Consider the following 19,382-nt stretch of genomic DNA (forward strand, 5'->3'; position numbering starts at 1 on the left):
GCGCGGATCGTAGAAGTTCGCACGTGGTCAGGTGACCCGGCTTGACGAGTCCGGCAAGGGAGCAGTGATCGGTCATTACTGGGCCCGCAGGCCACCGATACGCCGATGGTGAACCCGGCTGTTTCCCTGATGAGAATTCCCAGCGACGCAATGACGATCGTCCGATGCGACAAGAGCATCCGCAGCACGTACCCGATCGCGCCAGCCCGACCGGCGTCGAGGGCAAGTTGCCTGTCGCCCGCTGGCGGCGCGTCCTGGCGGTTCTCGCGCCGGTGATCGCAGCGGTGCTCGGCGCCGCGATGGCCACGCAGTGGGAGGTCGGCGGCGGCCGAGCCGTCAGCTCCCTCCCCGCTCCGTCGCGATGGATGGCCGAGAACCTGCCGTTGTTCGACGGTGGGGAGCCGGCGTGGATCTGGCGCGGGCCCTTCTTCGTGTCTGTGCTGCTGGCGCTGCCGCTCGTCTGGACGGTGACCGGCCACGCCACCGCGACGCCCCGCCGCCTCACGAGATACGGGCTCCTCACTGCGGCCATCGCGATCGGCCTGGAATACAGCAGCCCCGGGTACGGGTGGATGTTCGACCTCGTGGCCCTGTTGACGGCGCTGGTGGGCACCGTCTGGTGTGGGCTGCAGGGGCTGCGTCGCGGCGTGCTGCCGCGCCGCGTCGCATCGGCGCTCGTCGCGGCACTGCCGTTGACTCCACCTGCCGGCTTCCTCACGTTCTGGTACCTGCCGCCCGGCCTGACCATGGGCGTGCTGTTGGCCTGGGCCGCTGCCGCCGGCTGGTCCGACTCCCCCGCACCATCACTTGGACGTGTACGTGGCTCTGTTCGCTGACGACCTGGACGCGGTCGCCAGCCGGCTGGACGAGGCGGTCGCCGCACGGGACAAGGATTCAAGGACTCGACCCGCCAGCGGCGATGTGATCGACCTCGGGAAACGGCGAAGCCCAGGCCGATGACCTGGGCTTCTGTACCGAGCCGCCTGACGGAATCGAACCGTCGACCTACGCATTACGAGTGCGTCGCTCTAGCCGACTGAGCTAAGGCGGCAACGATCGTAAAGTGTACGGCACTCCCCGGCCGAAGCCGAACCGGATCCCCCGGCCTCAGAACCCGGACACCGGACCACATCCGCCCCGTCACGGGAGAGACTTCGCGCCGCGTCCCGACTACCCTGCGGCGGGTGACCGACGAACCGCCGCGGCCAGCGGCCCCCGAGGCGCATCCCGGCGAGCGCGCCACCCGCCGCCCCCACAGCATGGACCCCCGCGAGCTGGGTTTCACCCCGCGCCGGCCGGTGCCCTGGCTCGCGCCGCTGCTGTTGATCAGCACCGGCCTGCGTACGTTGCTGGCGATGTTATTCGGGGCGTACCTGGACAAGCGCGAGCTGCAGAACGCGTTCGGTGACGGCACGTTCCGGCAGGTCGGGCCGGACGGCGGGCTCTGGCTCGACTACGTGGCCGACCTGGGTGACGGCTTCGACGCCACGTACTCGGTGGCGTACCTGCTCGCCCAGCCAGAGCTGACCTTGGACGGGCACCGGCTTCCGCGGGCGCAGACGCTGGTGATGGGCGGCGACCAGGTCTACCCGGCGGCGGGCTACGAGGCGTACGAGGACCGCTGCAAGGGCCCGTACCAGGCGGCTCTGCCGGTCGCCCCGCCGGAGCAGCCGACGCTGTTCGCGGTGCCGGGCAACCACGACTGGTACGACGGGCTGACCGCGTTCCTGCGGTTGTTCGTGCGCACCCGGGACCGGCACTTCGGCGGCTGGGGCACCGGCCAGTCCCGCTCGTACTTCGCGGTCGAGCTGCCGGCCGGCTGGTGGCTGCTCGGCCTCGACGACCAGTCCGGGTCGTACCTGGACGACCCGCAGCTCACCTACTTCGACGAGGTGGCCCGCAAACTGACCCCGGAATCCAAGGTGATCCTGGCGGTGCCGGCGCCGACGTGGGTCAAGGCCGTCGACCACCCCAACGCGTACGACTCGATCGACTACTTCATCCGTACCCTCGTCGCGCCGACCGGGGCGCAGGTGCGGGTGCTGGTCTCCGGCGACCTGCACCACTACGCCCGTTACGCCGGGGCGGACCGGCAGCTCATCACGTGCGGTGGTGGCGGCGCCTACCTCTACCCCACGCACCGGCTGCCGGAGAAGCTGGAGGTTCCGCCGCGTGACACGCTCACCCGGCGGGCCAGCAACACCCAGGAGTACGACCTGGCCGCGCGCTACCCGGACAAGGCGCGTTCCCGCCGGTACGGCTGGGGGATCTTCGCCCGGCTGCCGTTCCGCAATCCGGGCTTCACCACGCTGCTCGGCACCCTGCACACGCTGCTGATGCTGGCCATGGCCGGCGTGGCGGTGCAGCGGGTGGGCACCACCGAGCAGCGACTGTTCAGCGTGCCGCTGGCGATCATGCTGGTGGCGGCGATGATGGGCGCGGTGTTCTTCGCCAAGCCGCCGACGGCGGGCGGGAAACGGCACGCCCGGCACTGGATCCTCGGCGTGGCGCACGGGTTGGCTCAGATAGCCCTCGCCGCCGGGGGCACCTGGGTCTGGTTGCAGCTTCCGTTCTACGACTGGCCGTGGCCGATGCCGGCGGTGGCCGCAGTGGTGCTCTACGGCCCGGTGAGCGGTCTGGTCGCCAGCCAACTCGTCGCGCTCTACCTGCTGGTGGCCGGCGCGTTCGGGGTCAACCTGAACGAGTTGTTCGCCGCCCAGGGCATCGAGGACTCGAAGGCGTTCCTGCGGTTCCGGATCGACCCGGACGGCACGCTGACGATCTACCCGATCGCCGTCGACAAGGTGTCCCACGGCTGGCAGCTGAACCCCGACCAGTCCCCCACCGCCTCCTGGCTGACCCCGAAGACCCCACTGACCCCCCGCCTCGCCGAACCCCCCATCGTCATCCGGTGACCCCAACCGGCACACACTCCGACCTCACTCTGTTGATCATGAAGTTGACGGCGAAGTCGATCACCATTTCGACCGCTAACTTCATGATCAACGGGGCGAGGGCCCGGGGGAAGGCGAGGGAGGGCAGGGGGCGGGGTCAGGGCTGGGGGTAGTGCTGGTCGTGGGCCTGCCTCGGGCCGCACACCGACGCCCGGGAGCACATCGACCGTGAGCCGTCGGCGTCCAGGCGGACCGTCACCGCGTCACGCGGGACGCTGTGGCCGACCACCTTGCCCTCGCCCTGTGGCGTGGAGACCCGGCTGCCGACCGCCGGGGCCGTCTCCTGGAACTTCTGGTACAGCGGGTGCTCGTACTTGAGGCAGCACATTAGCCGCCCGCACGCGCCGGAGATGCGCAGCGGGTTGAGCGGCAGGTCCTGGTCCTTCGCCATCCGGATGGTCACCGGTTCGAAGTCGTTGAGGAACGTGGCGCAGCACAGGTCACGCCCGCAGGAGCCGATGCCGCCCTGCACCCGTGCCGAGTCGCGGGCGGACAGTTGCCGCAGCTCGACCCGGCAGTGCAGCGTGGCACCCAGGTCACGGACCAGGGAGCGGAAGTCGACCCGGTGCGGCGCGGTGAAGTAGATGGTGGTGCGGTCGCTGCCGTTCTCCGGCGTGGCCAGGACGTGGTCCACGGCGACTACCTTCATGGGCAGGCCGTGTTCGCGGATCAGCCGCTTGGCGGCCACCTTCGCCTCGGCCTTGCGCCGGCGCAGCGTCTCGTCGCGGCGCAGGTCATCGTCCTCGGCGAGCCCGGCGAGTTTCGGGAACCCGTCGGTGTCCTCGCTGACCCACTGGGCGGCCCAGACGCACTCGGCCACCTCCGGTCCCTCGTCGGTGGGCACCAGCACCCGGTCGCCCACCTGCGGGCGCAGCTCGCCCGGGTCGAGGTAGTAGAGGCGCCCGTACCGGTTGAAACTGACCGCGCAGAGCATGCCCATGCGCCCCACCCTACGCGGATCGGCGCACCGCCGTACGGCGCGCGGTCGCCGTCCGGTCACCCACTGCGGCGATCGGGTCCGCCGACTCGGCCGAATCGCCCCCTTCGCCTCGCCCGGACGGCTGAAACCTCGCCCGCCGCCGGGACAAGCGTGTGTCGACAGCGTTGAGTGAAGACATACCTGCGGGGGGTGCAGGGGAAGTCCACGGCGTCGCCGCCGTTGCCCGGCCACGGCCGGTCCGGCGCGCGGCGCCGTGGACCGTCAGTAGCCGATTCGGGTGGTGCCGCCGTAGTGCGGAGCGACCGTCGGCCGATCCCGCCAGACCGTCTCCGCGAGGCTCGGCCCCCACTGGCGCAGCAGCGTCTCGGCACCGTCGTAGGCGACTCCGAGCACGCCCAGGATCCGGGTGGCGATCTCGGCCGCGGCAGTTGCACCGGACGGTCCGGCATGGACGCCGGGTCGGGTCGCCGCGTGCACGGCGACCGCCTCGGCCGAACCCAGCACCTCGGCCAGCGCGCGGGCCAGCGCGGCCCGGCTGCCCTCCACCCAGCCGGCCAGCGCGTCCGCGTAACTCGCCGTCGACTCCAGCCGGCCGACCAGGCTCTCCGGCCCCTCGTCCAGGTGCCGGAGCAGGGTTGCGCGCGCCTCGTCGTACGCCGACGCGGCAGCACCGGACCAGGCGACCTGGTCGCCGAGCAGGGCGCAGGTGTCGTCGTACCCCCGGACGAGCCGGCGCACGGCGTGGCCGGCGCCGGTCAGCGGCGCGGGATGCAGGTCGAGGAACTCGCGCACGGCCGCGCCGGGAAGCACCTGCATGCGGCGCAGCAGCGGCCAGAGGCGGTGCCCCTCGGGCGCGCCGGCAGCGAGCAGCGTGTCGACGCGGGCGAGCAGGTCGAGCCCCGGCTCGGCGAGGCGGTCGAGCGCGTCCATCACGCCTCCCGGGCCAGCCGCCGGGCCACGCCGTCGTCGGCGGCGGCGTAGCGGTCGGCGGCGCTGCGCAGCGCGGCCGCGGCGGCTGCGAGCCGGACGGCGGCGGCCTGTGCCTCGCGTGCCCGGTCGGCGGTGGCCGTGGTCCACTGCCGGTGCAGCGCGCGGCCCACGTCACCGGGTCGGCCGGCGGCGTGCGCGCCGAACGCGGGGTGCGGCGGGTCGGTGGCGGTGACCGTGCGGGCCAGCGTGGCTAGGGTCGCGCCGGCCTCGTCGAGGCGGGCGGCCAGGGCACGCAGCGTCTCCATGTCAGGCTCCCGCCAGCGGCCGGTAGGCCGCGAACGTCTCGTTGTGCAGCTTCTCCCGCGCCCACTGCGCCGCGTCGGCGGCGGCGGTGACCGCCGCCTGCACCGAACCGGCCACGTCACGTGGGCTGCGATGGTGCAGCGGCCCGAGGAAACGCACGTCGGTGATCCGCCCACCGGCGGTCACCACCACCTCGACGAGGCCGTCGGGCGAGCGGACGGTGACCTCGACAGTGGCCACCGCCTGGTCGAACTCGGCCTGCAGGTTCTCGATGCGGCGGTAGCGCCGCACCGCCTCCTCGATCCAGGCCTCGTCGATCTCGCCCCGCGGCATCGGCGGACTCCTCCCGGCCGGTCGGCCCCAACCTCACTGAGCGTGCCGCCTCGATCACCGCGGCATCACCGGGGACCGTACCGCACGCCAATCGCGCGTGTCGATGCCCTGTGGACAGCGTGGAACGGGGGTGGGTCAGCCGCGCCAGAGGGCGAGCATCATCGCCTCCACCGCGATCCGCGGCTTGACGTTCGCCTCGATCGCCGCCCGGCACTCCAGGACCGCCTCCAGGCGGCGCAGCGAGCCCTCGGCGTCCCACTTCTGCGCGCCCGCGCCGGCCAGCGCCGCGGTGTCGGTGTGCACCGGGGCGACCGGCGCCCGCAACGCCATGGTGAGCGCGTCCCGGTAGAACCCGGCCAGGTCGACAAGCGCCCGGTCGAGCGCGTCCCGCTGGGCGCGGGTGGCCCGCGACTTCTGCCGCTTCTCCAGGTCCTTGAGCTGGCCGGCGGCGCCACGCATGGCGCCGGCCGCGCCCCGGCCGGTGCCGCCCGCGCCGAGCGCGGTCTGCAACGCCGACCGTTCCGCCTCGTCGATCTCGGCGACCGAGGCGGCGGCCTCCGCCTCGGCGGCCTCGATCAGCGCCGAGGCGGCGTCGAACGCCGCGCCGACGCCGGTGAGCCGGCGCGGCACGGCCAGCACCGCGTCGCGCCGCTGCCGGGCCTCCGGGTCGCGGGCGAGCCGCCGGGCCCGGCCCACGTGCCCCTGCGCGGCCGCCGCGGCCCACTCGGCCACGTCCGGCGCGACGCCGTCGCGACGGACCAGCACCTCGGCCACCGCGGCCGGTGGCGGCTGGCGCAACGGTACGACGCGGCAGCGCGACCGGATGGTCACGGAGATGTCGTCGGGGTGGGTGGACGGGGTGCAGAGCAGGAAGACGGTACGCGGCGGCGGCTCCTCGATCGCCTTGAGCAGCGCGTTGCCGGCGGCCTCGGTGAGCCGGTCGGCGTCTTCGATGATGACGACCTGCCACCGGCCGCCGGACGGGGTGCTCGCCGCCCGGAGCACGAGCGCGCGCATCTCGCCGACGCCGATGGAGAGCCCGTCCGGGACGACGAGGCGCACGTCGGCGTGCGTGCCGGTGAGCGTCGTGTGGCAGCCGGGGCAGCTGCCGCATCCGGTGCCCTGCACACACTGCAGGGCGGCGGCGAACGCGCGGGCGGCCACCGACCGGCCCGATCCGGGCGGGCCGGTGAAGATCCAGGCGTGGGTCATCCCGGCGCCGGGGTCGGCGTCCCCGGCGGGCGCCGGACCCGGGTCGGCGTCGTTGCCGTCGAACTCCTCGGCGAGCGTGTCGAGGTCGTCGTACCCGCCGGCCGGCCCGCCCGCGCGGACGGTCACCGGCGCGGCGGCGCGCAGCAGCGCGGCGGCCGAGGCGGCGGCCCGCCGCAGCGTGGTCACCGCCTCGTCCTGCCCGACCAGATCGCCGAAGACGTCGGTCATCTTCGGGGTTGCTCCATCGTCACCAGCTCCGCGTCGGATAACTCCGGCTGGACCGAGGTGTCCGGGCCCTGCGCCGGACGCGGGTGCACGATGCCGCCCGGGTCGGCGAGGAACTCACCCACCCGGCGGGCCACCGCCTCGGCGATCTCGTCCACCGGACGGGACGCGTCGAGCACCAGGTAGCGCTTCGGGTCACCGGCGGCCAGGTCGAGGAAGGCGTACCGGACGCGCTCGTGGAACGTCAGCGACTCGGCCTCCAGCCGGTCGGCCCCCTCGTTGCGCGTCTCCACCCGGCTCAGGCCGGTACGCGGCTCGACGTCGAGCAGCACCACCAGGTCGGGCTTGAGCCCGCCGGTGGCCCAGGACGAGAGCCAGGAGACCTCGTCCACCGGCAGCGTCCGGCCGGCGCCCTGGTAGGCGAGTGACGAGTCGACGTACCGGTCACTGATCACCACCGCGCCGCGCACGAGCGCCGGGCGGACGACAGTCGCGACGTGGTGCGCCCGGTCGGCGGCGTAGAGCAGCGCCTCGGCGCGCGGCGACGGCGCCTCGTCCCTGCCGGTGTCCAGCACCAGCGAGCGGATCCGCTCGCCGACCGGGGTGGCGCCCGGCTCGCGGGTGACCACCACGTCCCGCCCCTGCCCGCGCAGGCGCTCGGCGAGCACGGCGAGCTGGGTGGACTTGCCGGCGCCCTCGCCGCCCTCGAAGACCACGAACAGACCGCTGGAGACGAACGGCTCGGCCGGCATCAGCGGGCGGCCCCGGATCGAGCCCCACAGGTCGGCGAGGACCGGCACGCCCTTCTTGTCGTCCATCTGGCCGAACGCGCTGATGCCGGCGATGATGCCGGCCGCACCGGCGGCGAGCAGCAGCAGACGGGTCGAGGAGATGGAGATGCCCAGGTCGGCGATGGTGAGCTGGCGGGAGCCGCCGACGCCGACCAGGAGGCTGCTGAGCGCGATGGCGAGGATCAGCACCAGCCGGGTGCCGATCTGCACCACAGCGAAGACCCGGCCGCGTACCTCGTCGGCGACCTCGCCGCCGAGCAGCGTGGTGCCGGCCAGGAACGCCATGCCGGCGCCCGCGCCGACCAGGATCGCGCCGAGGATGGCCATCGACAGGTGGATGGCGAACGCGAGCACCAGCACCGAGGCGCTGGCCAGCACGATGCTCATGCCGAACCAGCGGCGGCGGGACATGTCCCGCACGATCATCGGCCCGAGGCCGATGCCGAGCGCCAGGCCGACGAAGATCGCGCCGAAGAGCAGCGAGAAGGCGGCGTCACCGGCGCCGAGCGAGTTGGCGAAGAACTTGGCCGTGCCGACCACGATGCCGCCGCCGGCGAACGCGCCGAAGATACCCAGCACCAGGCCACGGACGAGCGGGGTCTGGCCGATGTATTTCCAGCCCTCGGAGAACTGCCGGAACATGCTCTGCTCGGTGCGCTCGGCCTCGCCGCGCTGGGCCTCGCTGATCTCCTTGATCCCGAAGGCCACCACGAGCGCGGTGGCCAGCCGGGAGAAGGCGTTGAACCAGAGCGCGAGCTGGGCCGGCTCGGCCCAGTCGGGCAGGTCGCCGCCGACCGCGCCGCGGACGCCCCGGTCCAGCACGGCCAGGGCGACGGCCGCCGCGACCGGGGTGAGGCCGTACGTGGTGATCAGCGTGAGCTGGTTCGCCGCTTCCAGCCGGGTACGCGGGATGAGGTTCGGAACCGCCGCTTCCTTGGCCGGGATCCACAGCAGCGTGATCGACTCGATCAGGAACGTGGCGATCAGCGCCCAGCCGACCACCAGCCCGCCGGCGGCGCCGGTGAGCGCGTACAGCGGGATCGAGGCGAACAGCACGAAGCGCAGCACGTCGCAGATGACCATCGTCCACCGGCGGTCGAACCGGTCGGCGAAGACGCCCGCCACCGGGCCGAGCACCAGCGCCGGGAGCAGCCGGATCGCTGTCACACCGCCGAACGCGGCGCCCTGGGCGGTGCTGCCGGAGACCTGGGAGGCGGCGAACAGCGCGGTGGCGAGCAGGCCGAGCCAGTCGCCGAAGGAGGCGGCGCTGAGGACGATCCACAGCCTGCGGAACGGCCGGATGCGCAGCACCGAGCGGATGGCGGCGAGGCCGGAGTGGTCGGCGGCTGTCCCGGGCGACGACACGCCGGGCGACTCGCCGTTGTTCTGGCTTTCGATGGCCGTACCTCCACGTGCCGGCCCAGGTCTGGGCATCCCCGGTGGAACACTCTAGTCGCGCGGGAGGAGCAGGCCTGCGCGACATTCACCTGCTCGCTGAGCCTAGGCCGCCGGGACCACCGCCCGCAGCCCGGACAGACGCGAGGGTATTTCGCATTCTCGCCCAGACAGTTAGCGTGCAGACGTGGCCATCGACCGTGACAAACTTCGCGAGCGTCTCGACCGGGCGACCGCTCACCTCGACCCGCCGTACGCGGTGGTCGACCTCTCCGCGTTCGACGCCAACGCCGGCGCGCTGACCGGCCGGGCCGACGGCAAGCCACTGCGGGTGGCGAGCAAGTCGGTACGGGTCCGCGAGCTGCTGACCCGCGTACTCGAACGCCCCGGCTGGCAGGGTGTGATGGCCTTCACCCTGCCCGAGGCGGTGTGGCTCGCCCGCTCCGGCGTCAGCGACGACGTGCTGGTGGCGTACCCGACGGCGCACCGGGCCGGCCTCGCCGAACTGGCCGCCGACCCGGCGCTCGCCGACGCGGTGACGCTGATGGTCGACGACGCCGCCCAGCTCGACCTGATCGACCAGGTCAGCCCGCCCGCGCGCCGCCCCGCGCTGCGGATCTGCCTCGACCTGGACGCCTCCTGGCGGCCGCTGCGGGGCCGGGTGCACGTCGGCGTGCGCCGCTCCCCGGTGCACAGCGCCACGGCGGCCGGCGGGCTCGCCGCCGCCGTCGCGGCCCGGCCCGGCTTCCGGCTGGTCGGCCTCATGTCGTACGAGGCGCAGATCGCCGGCCTGGGCGACGCGCCGCCCGGGCAGGCGATGCTCGGCTCGGCGATCCGGGTCGCGCAACGCGGGTCGTACCGGGAACTGCTGGCCCGCCGCTCGGCCGCTGTCGCCGCGGTACGCGAGCACGCCGACCTGGAGTTCGTCAACGGCGGCGGCACCGGCAGCGTGGCCGCCACCAGCGCCGACCCCGCGGTCACCGAGGTCACCGCGGGCTCCGGCCTGTACGGGCCGACGCTGTTCGACGCGTACCGTGCCTGGCGGCCGACCCCGGCGGCGTTCTTCGCCTGCGCGGTGGTCCGCCGCCCGGCGCCCGGGCTGGCCACGGTGCTCGGCGGTGGCTGGATCGCCTCCGGCCAGGCGGCGAGCAGCCGGCTGCCCCGGCCCTGGCTGCCGGACGGCCTGAAGCTGCTCGGCGCGGAGGGCGCCGGCGAGGTGCAGACGCCGCTGGCCGGGGACGCCGCGGACGACCTGCGGGTCGGTGACCGGGTGTGGTTCCGCCACGCCAAGGCGGGCGAGATGTGCGAGCACGTCAACGAGGTGCACCTCGTCGACGGGGACGCGGTGGTCGCGACGGTGCCCACCTACCGGGGCGAGGGCCGCGCCTTTCTCTGACACGGCCGCGACGTGACGACGGCGGGCCCCGGCGCACCCGGGAACCCGCCGCTCGGCGTGCCGCTCAGCTCTGGGACACGGCCTCGGCCGGGGCGTTGACCTGCCGGTGCAGGTACTCCCGGATGAGCGCCTTCGCCTCGATGAGCACCCGCTCGTCGCCGTCGGTGCGGCGGCGGAAGGCCAGCTTGATCAGGGCGTCGGCCGCCTCGACCGCGACCTCCAGGTGGAACCGCAGGTCGGGCACCCCGGCCAGGCCGAAGCGCTCGGTGAGCACGCGGGCGAGCTGCTCCGCGATGACCCCGTTGTTGTCCCGCTGGTCGTCCAGCAGGTGCAGGTCGACCACGTCGCCGAAGTGCAGGGTACGGAAACCGGGGACGGTGCGGTGCATCGAGATGTACTCGTCGATCGCCGCGTCGACGCCGTCCCACCAGTGGGTCAGGTCGTCCGAGGAGAACCGCTCGTCGAGCCGCTGGAGGTAGGACTCCATGGTGCGCAGCGTCAGCGCCTGCACGATGGCCCGCTTGTCCGGAAAGAACTGGTAGACCGACCCGATCGCCACCTCGGCGCGCTCGGCGAGCAGGGTCGTGGTCAGCCCTTCGTACCCCACCTCGTCGACGAGCTCGGCGCAGGCGTCCAGCATCCGCTGGACCCGCGCGACACTTCGACCCTGCACCGGTACCCGACGCAGCGGCCCGGTCGTGGCGGCTGGTGTGGACACTCGGCGCCACCCCCCTTCGACGGATGAACATATCTGCACGTCACGAGTCTGTGACTACCGGTACAACGAGCCGGGCTCGATTGCGGTATTTACCAGGCACAACGTTCCTGATATGAATTCAGTTCATATTCATGTCGAGGAGTGGCCGCGATGACCGGTACCACCGCCACCTGGTCCAACTGGGCCGGCAACCAGCACAGCTCCGCGCTCCTCACCGTGCGCCCGCGTAGCGTCTCCGACGTCGCCGAGGCGGTCCGCCAGGCCGCCGCGGCCGGCCGGACCGTCCGGGCCACCGGCAGCGGCCACTCCTTCACCGCCACCGCCGTGGCCGACGGGCACCGCATCGACCTCGCCGAACTGGAGACAGACGTCAGCGTCGATGTGGCGCGCCGCCTGGTCACCGTACCGGCTGGAATGACGTTGCACACGCTCAACGAACTGCTCGCCGGGCACGGGCTGGCGATGCCGAACCTCGGCGACATCGACGCCCAGACCATCGCCGGCGCGCTCTCCACAGGCACCCACGGCACCGGGGCGAAACTCGGCTGCCTGTCCACCTTCGTGGCCGGGCTGACGCTCGTCACCGGCACCGGCGAGGTGCTGCGCTGCTCCGCCGAGGAGAACCGCGACGTCTTCGACGCCGCCCGGGTCGGGCTCGGCGCCGTCGGCGTGCTGGTCGAGGTCACGCTGCGCTGCGTCGACGCCTTCGTGCTGCGCGCGCACGAACGCCCCGCCCCGCTCGCCGAGGTGCTCGACGACCTGCCCGGCCTGTACGAGGCGCACGACCACGCCGAGTTCTACTGGTTCCCGTACACCGACCGGGTGCAGGTCAAGACCAACGACCGGGTACCCGCCGACGACCGGCCCCTGCCCGGCTGGCGCGGCTGGCTCGACGACGAGTTCCTCTCCAACACCGTCTTCGCCGGGGCCTGCCGCCTCGGCCGCGCCGTGCCCGCCCTCGCGCCCACGATCAGCGCCGTCTCCGCCCGCGCGCTCACCGAACGCACCTACACCGGTCGCTCCGACCAGGTCTTCTGCACCCCGCGCCGGGTCCGTTTCGTGGAGATGGAGTACGGGCTGCCGCGCGAGGCGCTGCCGACGGCGCTCGCCGAGCTGCGCCGGATCGTGGACCGGCTGCCGTTCAAGGTGCTGTTCCCGGTCGAGGTGCGGTTCACCGCCGCCGACGACATCTGGCTGTCCCACTCGTACGGGCGGGACTCGGCGTACATCGCGGTGCACCAGTACGTGGGCATGCCGTACGAGCCGTACTTCCGCGCCTTTGAGCAGGTGGCGACGGAGTTGGGTGGCCGGCCGCACTGGGGCAAGCTGCACTGGCGCGACGCGGATTCCCTGGCGAGCGCCTACCCGAGATTCGCGGATTTCCAGTCCGTCCGCGCCCGCCTCGACCCGTCCCGCATCTTCCAGAACCCGTACTTGAGTCAGGTGTTGGGCTCCTGAAGATTTTGGAAGGAAAAGGCCCTCATAGGGGCCCTTTCCTTCCAAGATCACTCGTTCGGCGTTGAGGTCGCCTTCTTCGGAGCCGCCTTCTTGGCGGGGGCCTTCTTCGCCGCTGTCGTCTTCTTCGCCGCTGCGGTCGTCTTCTTCGCCGCTGTTGTCTTCTTGGCCGGGGCGGCCTTCTTCGCGGCCTTCTTCTTCGGGGCCGGGCCCTTCGCGCGTTTCTCGGCGAGCATCTCCGACGCCTGCTCCAGCGTCAGCTCCTCCGGCGTCTGCCCACGCCGCAGCGACGCGTTGAACTCGCCGTCTGTAACGTACGGGCCGAAGCGCCCGTCCTTGATCACCAGCGGCTTCTCGGTGAGCGGGTCGTTGCCCATCTCCCGCAGCGGCGGCGCGGCGGCCCGGCGCTGGCGGGTCTTCGGGGTGGCCAGCAGCGCCAGCGCCTCGTCCAGCGTGACGGTGAACATCTTCTCTTCCGAGTCCAGCGAACGGAACTCGTCACCGCGCTTGACGTACGGGCCGTAGCGGCCGTTGTTGGCGACCACCTCGGCGCCGTCCGGAGCCACGCCGATCAGCCGGGGCAGGCGCAGCAGCTGCAACGCCTGCTCCAGGGTGAGGCTGTCCGGCGACTGCGAGCGCAGCAGCGACGACTTGCGCTCGCCGCTGGCCACGTACGGGCCGAACCGGCCGGACTTGAGCAGGATCGGCTCGCCGGTCGACGGGTCGTCGCCGAGCTTGCGCTCGCCGCCGCCGCCGAGGAACAGCTCGTGCACCTTCTCCGGGGTCAGCTCGTCGGGGGCCAGGCCCTCCGGGATCGGCGCCCGGTCGCCCTGCGAGCCGCCCTCCTCGCCCTCACCGGAGGGTGTGGGCTGCTCGCCGCCCGGCAGTTCGCGTTGCAGGTACGGCCCGTACCGGCCGACCCGGACGACCACCTCGCGGCCCTCGTCGTCGGTGAACAGCGGGATGGAGTTGACGCTGCGCGCGTCGATCTCGCTGAGGTTCTCGGTGACCAGCTTCTTCAGGCCACCGGCGTGCGCGATGGCCTGGTCACCGGTGCCGTTGGTGCTGCCGAAGTAGAAGGAGGTGAGGAAGTCGACGGCGGCGTGGTCACCACCGGCGATCTCGTCCAGCTCGTTCTCCATGCTGGCGGTGAAGTCGTAGTCGATCAGGCGCGGGTAGTGCCGCTCCATCAGCCCGATCACCGCGAACGCCAGGAACGACGGGATCATGGCCTGGCCGCGCTTCACCACGTACCCGCGGTCCTGGATCGTCTGCATGATCGACGCGTACGTGGAGGGCCGGCCGATGCCCAGCTCTTCGAGGGCCTTGACCAGCGACGCCTCGGTGTAGCGGGAGGGCGGCTGGGTGTGGTGGCCCTGCGCGTTCAGCTCGTCGGCGGTCAGCGGCTGGTCCTTGACGAGCGTGGGCAGCCGCCGCTCGGCATCCTCGGCCTCGGCGTTCTCGTCGTCGCTGGACTCGACGTAGGCGCGCAGGAAGCCCGGGTCGGTGATGGTCTTGCCGGTCGCGCCGAAGTCGGCCTCCTCCTGGGCGGAGGAGAGGGCGCGGATGCGCACCGACACGCTGGAGCCGACCGCGTCGGTCATCTGCGAGGCGATGGTGCGCCGCCAGATCAGCTCGTAGAGCTTGAACTCCTCGGCGGACAGCTCCTTGGCCACCTCGCCGGGGGTGCGGAAGTTGTCGCCGGCCGGGCGGATCGCCTCGTGCGCCTCCTGCGCGTTCTTCACCTTGCCGGTGTAGCGGCGCGGCTCCGGCGGCACGCTGCGCTCGCCGTACAGCTCGACGATCTGCCGGCGGGCCGCGGCGATGGCCGTCTCGGACAGGTTGACCGAGTCGGTACGCATGTAGGTGATGTAGCCGTTCTCGTACAGGCGCTGCGCGGTGCGCATCGTCTGCTGCGACGAGAACCGCATCTTGCGGGCCGCCTCCTGCTGGAGCGTGGAGGTGATGAACGGCGCGTACGGGCGGCGGCGGTAGGGCTTCTCCTCGACCCGGGTGACTGTGAACGGCCGGTCGGCCAGGCGGGCGGCCAGCCCTCTGGCCCCGCCCTCGTCCAGGTGGACCACCCCGGCGCCGGGCTTGACGCGACCCGTGGTCGGCTCGAAGTCCTTGCCGGTGGCGATCCGGTCGCCGTTCAGCGCGACGAGCGTGGCGTTGAACGTGCGCGGGCCCTCGCCCGGCTTCGCCACCGCGAGCGTGGCCAGGATGTCCCAGTACTCGGCGGTCCGGAACGCCATCCGCTGGCGCTCCCGCTCGACCACGATCCGGGTCGCCACGGACTGCACCCGGCCCGCCGACAGCTTCGGCATGACCTTCTTCCACAGCACCGGCGAGACCTCGTACCCGTAGAGCCGGTCGAGGATGCGCCGCGCCTCCTGGGCGTCGACCAGGTCGCGGTCGATCTCCCGGGGGTTCGCCACCGCGGCCTGGATGGCCGGCTTGGTGATCTCGTGGAAGACCATCCGCTTGACCGGCACCTTGGGCTTGAGCGTCTCCACCAGGTGCCAGGCGATGGCCTCGCCCTCGCGGTCCTCGTCCGTCGCCAGGAAGATCTCGTCGACCTCCTTGGCCAGCTTCACCAGCTTGCTGATCTGCTGCTTGCGGTCGGCCGAGACCACGTAGAGCGCGTGGAAGCCGTTGTCGACGTCGACGCCGAGGCGCGCCCACGGCTCACCCTTGTACTTCGCCGGGACGTCGGCGGCGTTGCGGGGCAGGTCCCGGACGTGGCCGAAGCTGGCCTCCACGACGTACCCCGGGCCGAGGTAGCCCGAGATCGTCTTGGCCTTCGCCGGAGACTCGACGATGACCAGACGGGTGGTTCCAGCGTTGCTCGGCACGTCTCTCCCCGACCTCACTCCTACGCCATGCCCGCTTCGGGCCGTGTTGCGCCACCCGGACCACGGCGGTCCGGATGTCCAACGTAACGCGCCGTCCGCGTTCCGGGTTTCGTGGGCGGCAAACGGGCCGCTCTCCCGGCGACCGCCGGCCGCACCCTGCCGGACGGCGTCACGGTACACCGTGGGTAGGGCGACAGGCGTGTCACTGTGACGATCGCGCACCCCCGGCGGAGCCCGCACCGGGTGTCCGGGTTCGGACACCGGACGGTCAGCCGTGCGAGCCCGGCCACTCCGTCGCTGGCGCCGTGGCCGGCCGTTCCCCCACCAACTCGGCGAGCCGCGTCATCCGCCGCCCGCCGATCCGGAACGCGGGCCCACCCTCGTCCGGCTCCACGAACGCGGCCGGCAGGCCCACCGCCGCCAGCGCGGCGCGGACCACCGGCCAGGACGGCTCGTCGGCCGCGCCGAGCCGCAGCCGGAACCCGGCCGGCTCGGCCGTTCCGGCCGCGGCCACCCAGAGCCGCAGCCGCCGCCCGTCCAGGTGGAAGCGGGCCGGTGGCCGCTTCACCGCCCCGCGCAGCCAGGCCCGCGCGAGCGGCGCCAGCATGCTCGTGTACGCGGTGCGCACCCGATGCCGCCCGTCCTCGGTCGGCTCCCAGCTCGCCGGCACGCCCCGGGCGCCCAGCTCCGCCACCAGCACGTGCACCCGCCAGGCGGCGTCCACCACCACGGAGATCCGGGCCGTGCCGCCCATCCGCCCCACCTCACCCGGCCCGGCGAGCAGGCCGGCGAGATCCGCCAGCGCGGGATCGGCCGCCTCGGTGGAGAACAGCGAGGGCTGGCGGGCCGGTTTCGGGGTGGGAGGGGTCAGCGACACTCCGGGACCTCGTCGAAGGCCTCTTTCAGCTCGGTCGAGTTGAGCTTGCTGGTGTCCAGCGCGCTCGCGTCGTACTCCTTGTTGAGCGTGTCCACGGCGGCGCGCACGCCGTCGTAGAACGGGCCGGCCTGGGCGGTGTCGAGCCGGTCGATGGCGTCCCGCGCCCGGCCGTACGCGTCGCGCATCTTGCTGAGCGACCCCAGGAACCCGGCGGACACCTCGTCGCCGCGCTCGGCCTCCGGCACGCCCGCCTCCTCGACCTTGCGCCGGGCCGTCTCGCTGGCCTGCTCGGCGCCGGCGAAGAGCCGGACCAGATTCTCCTTGGCCTGCGTCGGAGTGGTCTGCGCGGTCATCTGCTGCTGGGTGCTGCTGGTCAGCTTGGAGATCTCCGCGCGCCACGGGGCGAGCGCCTGGCACACCGACGCGGCCCATACCCGCGGGCTCGGGCCGCCGCCGCACCCGGCGACGACGAGGACCAGCGTGGCCAGGACCACCGTGAGCTTTCCGGCGGTTGCCGCCCGGCGCGTACGCATGCGTTGCAGCGTACGACCTCCGAGCGGAACCGCCACCGCTCAGGTTTGCCGGGCACGGGGTTCCCGGCCGGCCGGGGCCGGCCGGGAACCGTCGCGTGGAGATCAGGCGTTTACCGTCTCCGGGTGCTGGTCCGGCTTGCCGGCGTCGCTGTCCGAGTCGGTCATCGCCACGCCCTTGCGCTTGCTGAACACCACGGCCCCCGCGATGATCAGCGCGGCGACCACGGCGATCGTGATGCGCAGCGGGTTGTTCTTGTCGTCGCCCACGCTCCAGGCCACCACGGCCGGGGCGATCAGCAGCGAGACCAGGTTCATCACCTTGAGCAGCGGGTTGATCGCCGGGCCGGCGGTGTCCTTGAACGGGTCACCGACCGTGTCGCCGATGACCGTGGCGGCGTGCGCGTCGGAGCCCTTGCCGCCGTGCGCGCCGTCCTCCACCAGCTTCTTGGCGTTGTCCCAGGCGCCGCCGGAGTTGGCCAGGAACACGGCCATCAACGTGCCCGCGCCGATCGCGCCGGCCAGGTACGCGGCGAGCGCGCCCGCGCCGAGGCCGAAGCCGACAGCGATCGGGGCCAGGATGGCCAGCAGACCGGGGGTCAGCAGCTCGCGCTGCGCGTCCCGGGTGCAGATGTCCACGACCTTGCCGTACTCGGGCCGCTGGGTGCGGTCCATGATGCCGGGCAGCTCACGGAACTGGCGGCGTACCTCCATCACCACGGCACCGGCGGAGCGGGAGACCGCGTTGATGGCCAGGCCGGAGAAGAGGAAGACCACGGCGGCGCCGATGATCAGGCCGACCAGGTTGCGCGGGTTGGCCACGTTGAGCAGCTCGTCGATCAGCGCGGTGGTGTCCTCGGTGCCCGTCGCGTCGCCGTACGCGGTCTTGAGCGTGTCGGTGTACGAGCCGAACAGCGCGGTCGCGGCCAGCACGGCGGTGGCGATCGCGATGCCCTTGGTGATCGCCTTGGTGGTGTTGCCGACCGCGTCCAGCTCGGTGAGCGTCCGCGCGCCGTGCTCGTCGATGTCGCCGGACATCTCGGCCACGCCCTGCGCGTTGTCGGAGATCGGGCCGAACGTGTCCATCGCGACGATGACGCCGACGGTGGTGAGCAGGCCGGTGCCGGCCAGCGCGACGGCGAACAGCGACAGCGTGAGCGAGCTGCCGCCGAGCAGGAACGCGCCGAACACGCCGGCGCCGATCAGCAGCGCCGAGTAGACGGCCGACTCCAGGCCGACGCTGATGCCGGCGAGGATGACGGTGGCGGCGCCGGTCTGCGAGCTCTTGCCGATGTCCTGCACCGGACGCCTGTTCGTCTCGGTGAAGTAGCCGGTCAGCGCCTGGATCGCGGCGGCCAGCACGATGCCGATCACTACCGCGCCGATGGCCACCAGCCGCGGGTTGCGGTCGACGTCGGTCAGCCCGCCCTCCAGCTCGGCGAAGGTGGCCGGCAGGTATGCGAACGCCGCGATCGCGACGAGCACCGCGGCGAGGAGCGCCGAAAGGTAGAAGGCCCGGTTGATGGCGGTCAGGCCGTTGCGGTCGCTGGCGCGCAGCCGGGTGATGAACACGCCGACGATCGCGACGAGCACGCCGATGGTGGAGATGATCAGCGGGAAGACCAGGCCGGTCTCGCCGAACGCGGCCCGGCCGAGGATCAGCGCCGCGACGAGCGTGACCGCGTACGACTCGAACAGGTCGGCGGCCATGCCGGCGCAGTCGCCTACGTTGTCGCCCACGTTGTCGGCGATGGTTGCGGCGTTGCGCGGGTCGTCCTCCGGGATGCCCTGCTCGACCTTGCCGACCAGGTCGGCGCCGACGTCGGCGGCCTTGGTGAAGATGCCGCCGCCCACCCGCATGAACATGGCGAGCAGCGCGGCGCCGAAGCCGAAGCCCTCCAGCACGGTCGGGGCGTCACCGCGGAACATCAGCACGACGAGCGCCGCGCCGAACAGACCGAGGCCGACGGTGAGGAAGCCGACCACGCCGCCGGTGCGGAAGGCGATCTTCATGGCGCCCTCGCGCCCGCCTTCGCGCTCCCGCGCGGCCGCGGCGACCCGCAGGTTGGCGCGGGTGGCCAGCCACATGCCGGCGCCGCCGATGAACGCGCTGAACAGCGCACCCACCACGAAGAACGCCGAGCGGCCGACCTTCACCAGCGTCTCGTTGCCGTCGGTGTCGTGCACCGGCAGCAGGAACAGCAGCACGACGGCGATCGCCACGAAGATCGCCAGCGTGCGGAACTGCCGCAGCAGGTACGCCGACGCGCCCTCCTGCACCGCGCCGGAGATCTCCTGCATGTTTGTGGTTCCCTTACCGGCCGCCAGGACCGCCCTGGTGAGGGCTGCCGCGAAGACGAGCGCCACCAGCGCGATGACCGCGGCGATGACGACGTACGTCACGTTGGCTCCGGTAAGGGACAGTGCGCCGCCGTCGGCGGCCAAGGTCCCGGACATCTATGTCCTCC

At 72.6% G+C, this 19,382-nt stretch carries 15 protein-coding genes and 1 tRNA gene; 4 read left to right on the forward strand and 12 right to left on the reverse strand.

What is annotated here, in order from left to right; all coding sequences use genetic code 11:
* Positions 1 to 164: 164 nt before the first annotated feature.
* Positions 165 to 836, forward strand: coding sequence for a hypothetical protein (locus tag ACSDG8_RS15065; RefSeq protein ID WP_439427988.1), 672 nt, complete (start codon positions 165 to 167; stop codon positions 834 to 836).
* A 141-nt stretch (positions 837 to 977) separates the two neighbouring features.
* Here the strand turns inward: ACSDG8_RS15065 and ACSDG8_RS15070 are convergent.
* Positions 978 to 1,051, reverse strand: a tRNA-Thr gene (locus ACSDG8_RS15070).
* Between the two features lie 133 nt (positions 1,052 to 1,184).
* Here ACSDG8_RS15070 and ACSDG8_RS15075 point away from each other — a divergent pair.
* Positions 1,185 to 2,915, forward strand: a complete 1,731-nt coding sequence (locus ACSDG8_RS15075; RefSeq protein WP_439427989.1) for a metallophosphoesterase family protein — start codon at positions 1,185 to 1,187, stop codon at positions 2,913 to 2,915.
* A 136-nt stretch (positions 2,916 to 3,051) separates the two neighbouring features.
* Here ACSDG8_RS15075 and ACSDG8_RS15080 read toward each other — a convergent pair whose 3' ends face one another.
* The 6 genes from ACSDG8_RS15080 to tmk all read right to left on the reverse strand — a co-directional run bounded on the left by ACSDG8_RS15080 (position 3,052) and on the right by tmk (position 9,053).
* A complete protein-coding gene (locus ACSDG8_RS15080; RefSeq protein ID WP_030503766.1) occupies positions 3,052 to 3,894 on the reverse strand; it encodes a PSP1 domain-containing protein in 843 nt (280 codons plus the stop codon).
* A 261-nt stretch (positions 3,895 to 4,155) separates the two neighbouring features.
* Positions 4,156 to 4,824 carry a hypothetical protein gene (locus ACSDG8_RS15085; protein ID WP_439427990.1) on the reverse strand — a complete coding sequence of 223 codons (669 nt, stop codon included), beginning with the start codon at positions 4,822 to 4,824 and terminating at the stop codon, positions 4,156 to 4,158.
* On the reverse strand, positions 4,824 to 5,129 hold the full coding sequence (locus ACSDG8_RS15090; protein ID WP_210892840.1) for a hypothetical protein: 306 nt from the start codon (positions 5,127 to 5,129) through the stop codon (positions 4,824 to 4,826). Before ACSDG8_RS15090 ends, ACSDG8_RS15085 begins: the two co-directional genes overlap by 1 nt.
* 1 nt (position 5,130) lies before the next feature.
* Positions 5,131 to 5,460 (reverse strand): YbaB/EbfC family nucleoid-associated protein, encoded by a 330-nt coding sequence (locus ACSDG8_RS15095; RefSeq protein WP_013473591.1) that lies wholly within the window; start codon positions 5,458 to 5,460, stop codon positions 5,131 to 5,133.
* Between the two features lie 135 nt (positions 5,461 to 5,595).
* Positions 5,596 to 6,900 (reverse strand): DNA polymerase III subunit delta', encoded by a 1,305-nt coding sequence (locus ACSDG8_RS15100; RefSeq protein ID WP_439427991.1) that lies wholly within the window; start codon positions 6,898 to 6,900, stop codon positions 5,596 to 5,598.
* A complete protein-coding gene (gene tmk / locus ACSDG8_RS15105; RefSeq protein ID WP_439427992.1) occupies positions 6,897 to 9,053 on the reverse strand; it encodes a dTMP kinase in 2,157 nt (718 codons plus the stop codon). The genes ACSDG8_RS15100 and tmk overlap by 4 nt, the downstream gene beginning before the upstream one ends.
* Before the next feature lie 217 nt (positions 9,054 to 9,270).
* Between tmk and ACSDG8_RS15110 the strand changes: the two genes are divergently transcribed.
* Positions 9,271 to 10,479: an amino acid deaminase/aldolase gene (locus tag ACSDG8_RS15110; protein WP_439427993.1), complete on the forward strand. Its 1,209-nt coding sequence runs from the start codon at positions 9,271 to 9,273 to the stop codon at positions 10,477 to 10,479.
* Between the two features lie 64 nt (positions 10,480 to 10,543).
* On the opposite strand, the gene ACSDG8_RS15115 is transcribed toward ACSDG8_RS15110, so the two are convergent.
* Entirely contained in the window at positions 10,544 to 11,119 is a 576-nt protein-coding gene (locus ACSDG8_RS15115; RefSeq protein ID WP_439427994.1) for a TetR family transcriptional regulator, read from the reverse strand.
* A gap of 219 nt (positions 11,120 to 11,338) precedes the next feature.
* Between ACSDG8_RS15115 and ACSDG8_RS15120 the strand changes: the two genes are divergently transcribed.
* Complete coding sequence (locus ACSDG8_RS15120) at positions 11,339 to 12,655, forward strand: D-arabinono-1,4-lactone oxidase (protein ID WP_439427995.1); 1,317 nt, start codon at positions 11,339 to 11,341, stop codon at positions 12,653 to 12,655.
* Between the two features lie 47 nt (positions 12,656 to 12,702).
* On the opposite strand, the gene topA is transcribed toward ACSDG8_RS15120, so the two are convergent.
* The 4 genes from topA to ACSDG8_RS15140 all read right to left on the reverse strand — a co-directional run bounded on the left by topA (position 12,703) and on the right by ACSDG8_RS15140 (position 19,371).
* Positions 12,703 to 15,507, reverse strand: coding sequence for a type I DNA topoisomerase (gene topA / locus ACSDG8_RS15125; RefSeq protein WP_439427996.1), 2,805 nt, complete (start codon positions 15,505 to 15,507; stop codon positions 12,703 to 12,705).
* Between the two features lie 268 nt (positions 15,508 to 15,775).
* Positions 15,776 to 16,384, reverse strand: coding sequence for a hypothetical protein (locus ACSDG8_RS15130; protein ID WP_210892829.1), 609 nt, complete (start codon positions 16,382 to 16,384; stop codon positions 15,776 to 15,778).
* Positions 16,375 to 16,917 (reverse strand): hypothetical protein, encoded by a 543-nt coding sequence (locus ACSDG8_RS15135; protein WP_210892828.1) that lies wholly within the window; start codon positions 16,915 to 16,917, stop codon positions 16,375 to 16,377. Before ACSDG8_RS15135 ends, ACSDG8_RS15130 begins: the two co-directional genes overlap by 10 nt.
* 102 nt (positions 16,918 to 17,019) lie before the next feature.
* Complete coding sequence (locus ACSDG8_RS15140; RefSeq protein WP_210892826.1) at positions 17,020 to 19,371, reverse strand: sodium-translocating pyrophosphatase; 2,352 nt, start codon at positions 19,369 to 19,371, stop codon at positions 17,020 to 17,022.
* Positions 19,372 to 19,382: the final 11 nt, after the last annotated feature.

The sequence above is a fragment of the Micromonospora sp. LA-10 genome (assembly GCF_051853095.1).
In the GTDB taxonomy this organism is placed as follows: Bacteria; Actinomycetota; Actinomycetes; order Mycobacteriales; family Micromonosporaceae; genus Micromonospora; species Micromonospora echinospora_A.

Bases quoted from the DNA above. Each gene is read 5' to 3' on its own strand.
- ACSDG8_RS15140 (WP_210892826.1), bottom strand. From the start codon at position 19,371: ATGTCCGGGACCTTGGCCGCCGACGGCGGCGCACTGTCCCTTACCGGA.
- ACSDG8_RS15135 (WP_210892828.1), bottom strand. From the start codon at position 16,917: ATGCGTACGCGCCGGGCGGCAACCGCCGGAAAGCTCACGGTGGTCCTG.
- ACSDG8_RS15115 (WP_439427994.1), bottom strand. From the start codon at position 11,119: ATGCTGGACGCCTGCGCCGAGCTCGTCGACGAGGTGGGGTACGAAGGG.
- ACSDG8_RS15080 (WP_030503766.1), bottom strand. From the start codon at position 3,894: ATGGGCATGCTCTGCGCGGTCAGTTTCAACCGGTACGGGCGCCTCTAC.
- ACSDG8_RS15065 (WP_439427988.1), top strand. From the start codon at position 165: ATGCGACAAGAGCATCCGCAGCACGTACCCGATCGCGCCAGCCCGACC.
- ACSDG8_RS15100 (WP_439427991.1), bottom strand. From the start codon at position 6,900: ATGACCGACGTCTTCGGCGATCTGGTCGGGCAGGACGAGGCGGTGACC.
- ACSDG8_RS15090 (WP_210892840.1), bottom strand. From the start codon at position 5,129: ATGGAGACGCTGCGTGCCCTGGCCGCCCGCCTCGACGAGGCCGGCGCG.
- ACSDG8_RS15095 (WP_013473591.1), bottom strand. From the start codon at position 5,460: ATGCCGCGGGGCGAGATCGACGAGGCCTGGATCGAGGAGGCGGTGCGG.
- ACSDG8_RS15085 (WP_439427990.1), bottom strand. From the start codon at position 4,824: ATGGACGCGCTCGACCGCCTCGCCGAGCCGGGGCTCGACCTGCTCGCC.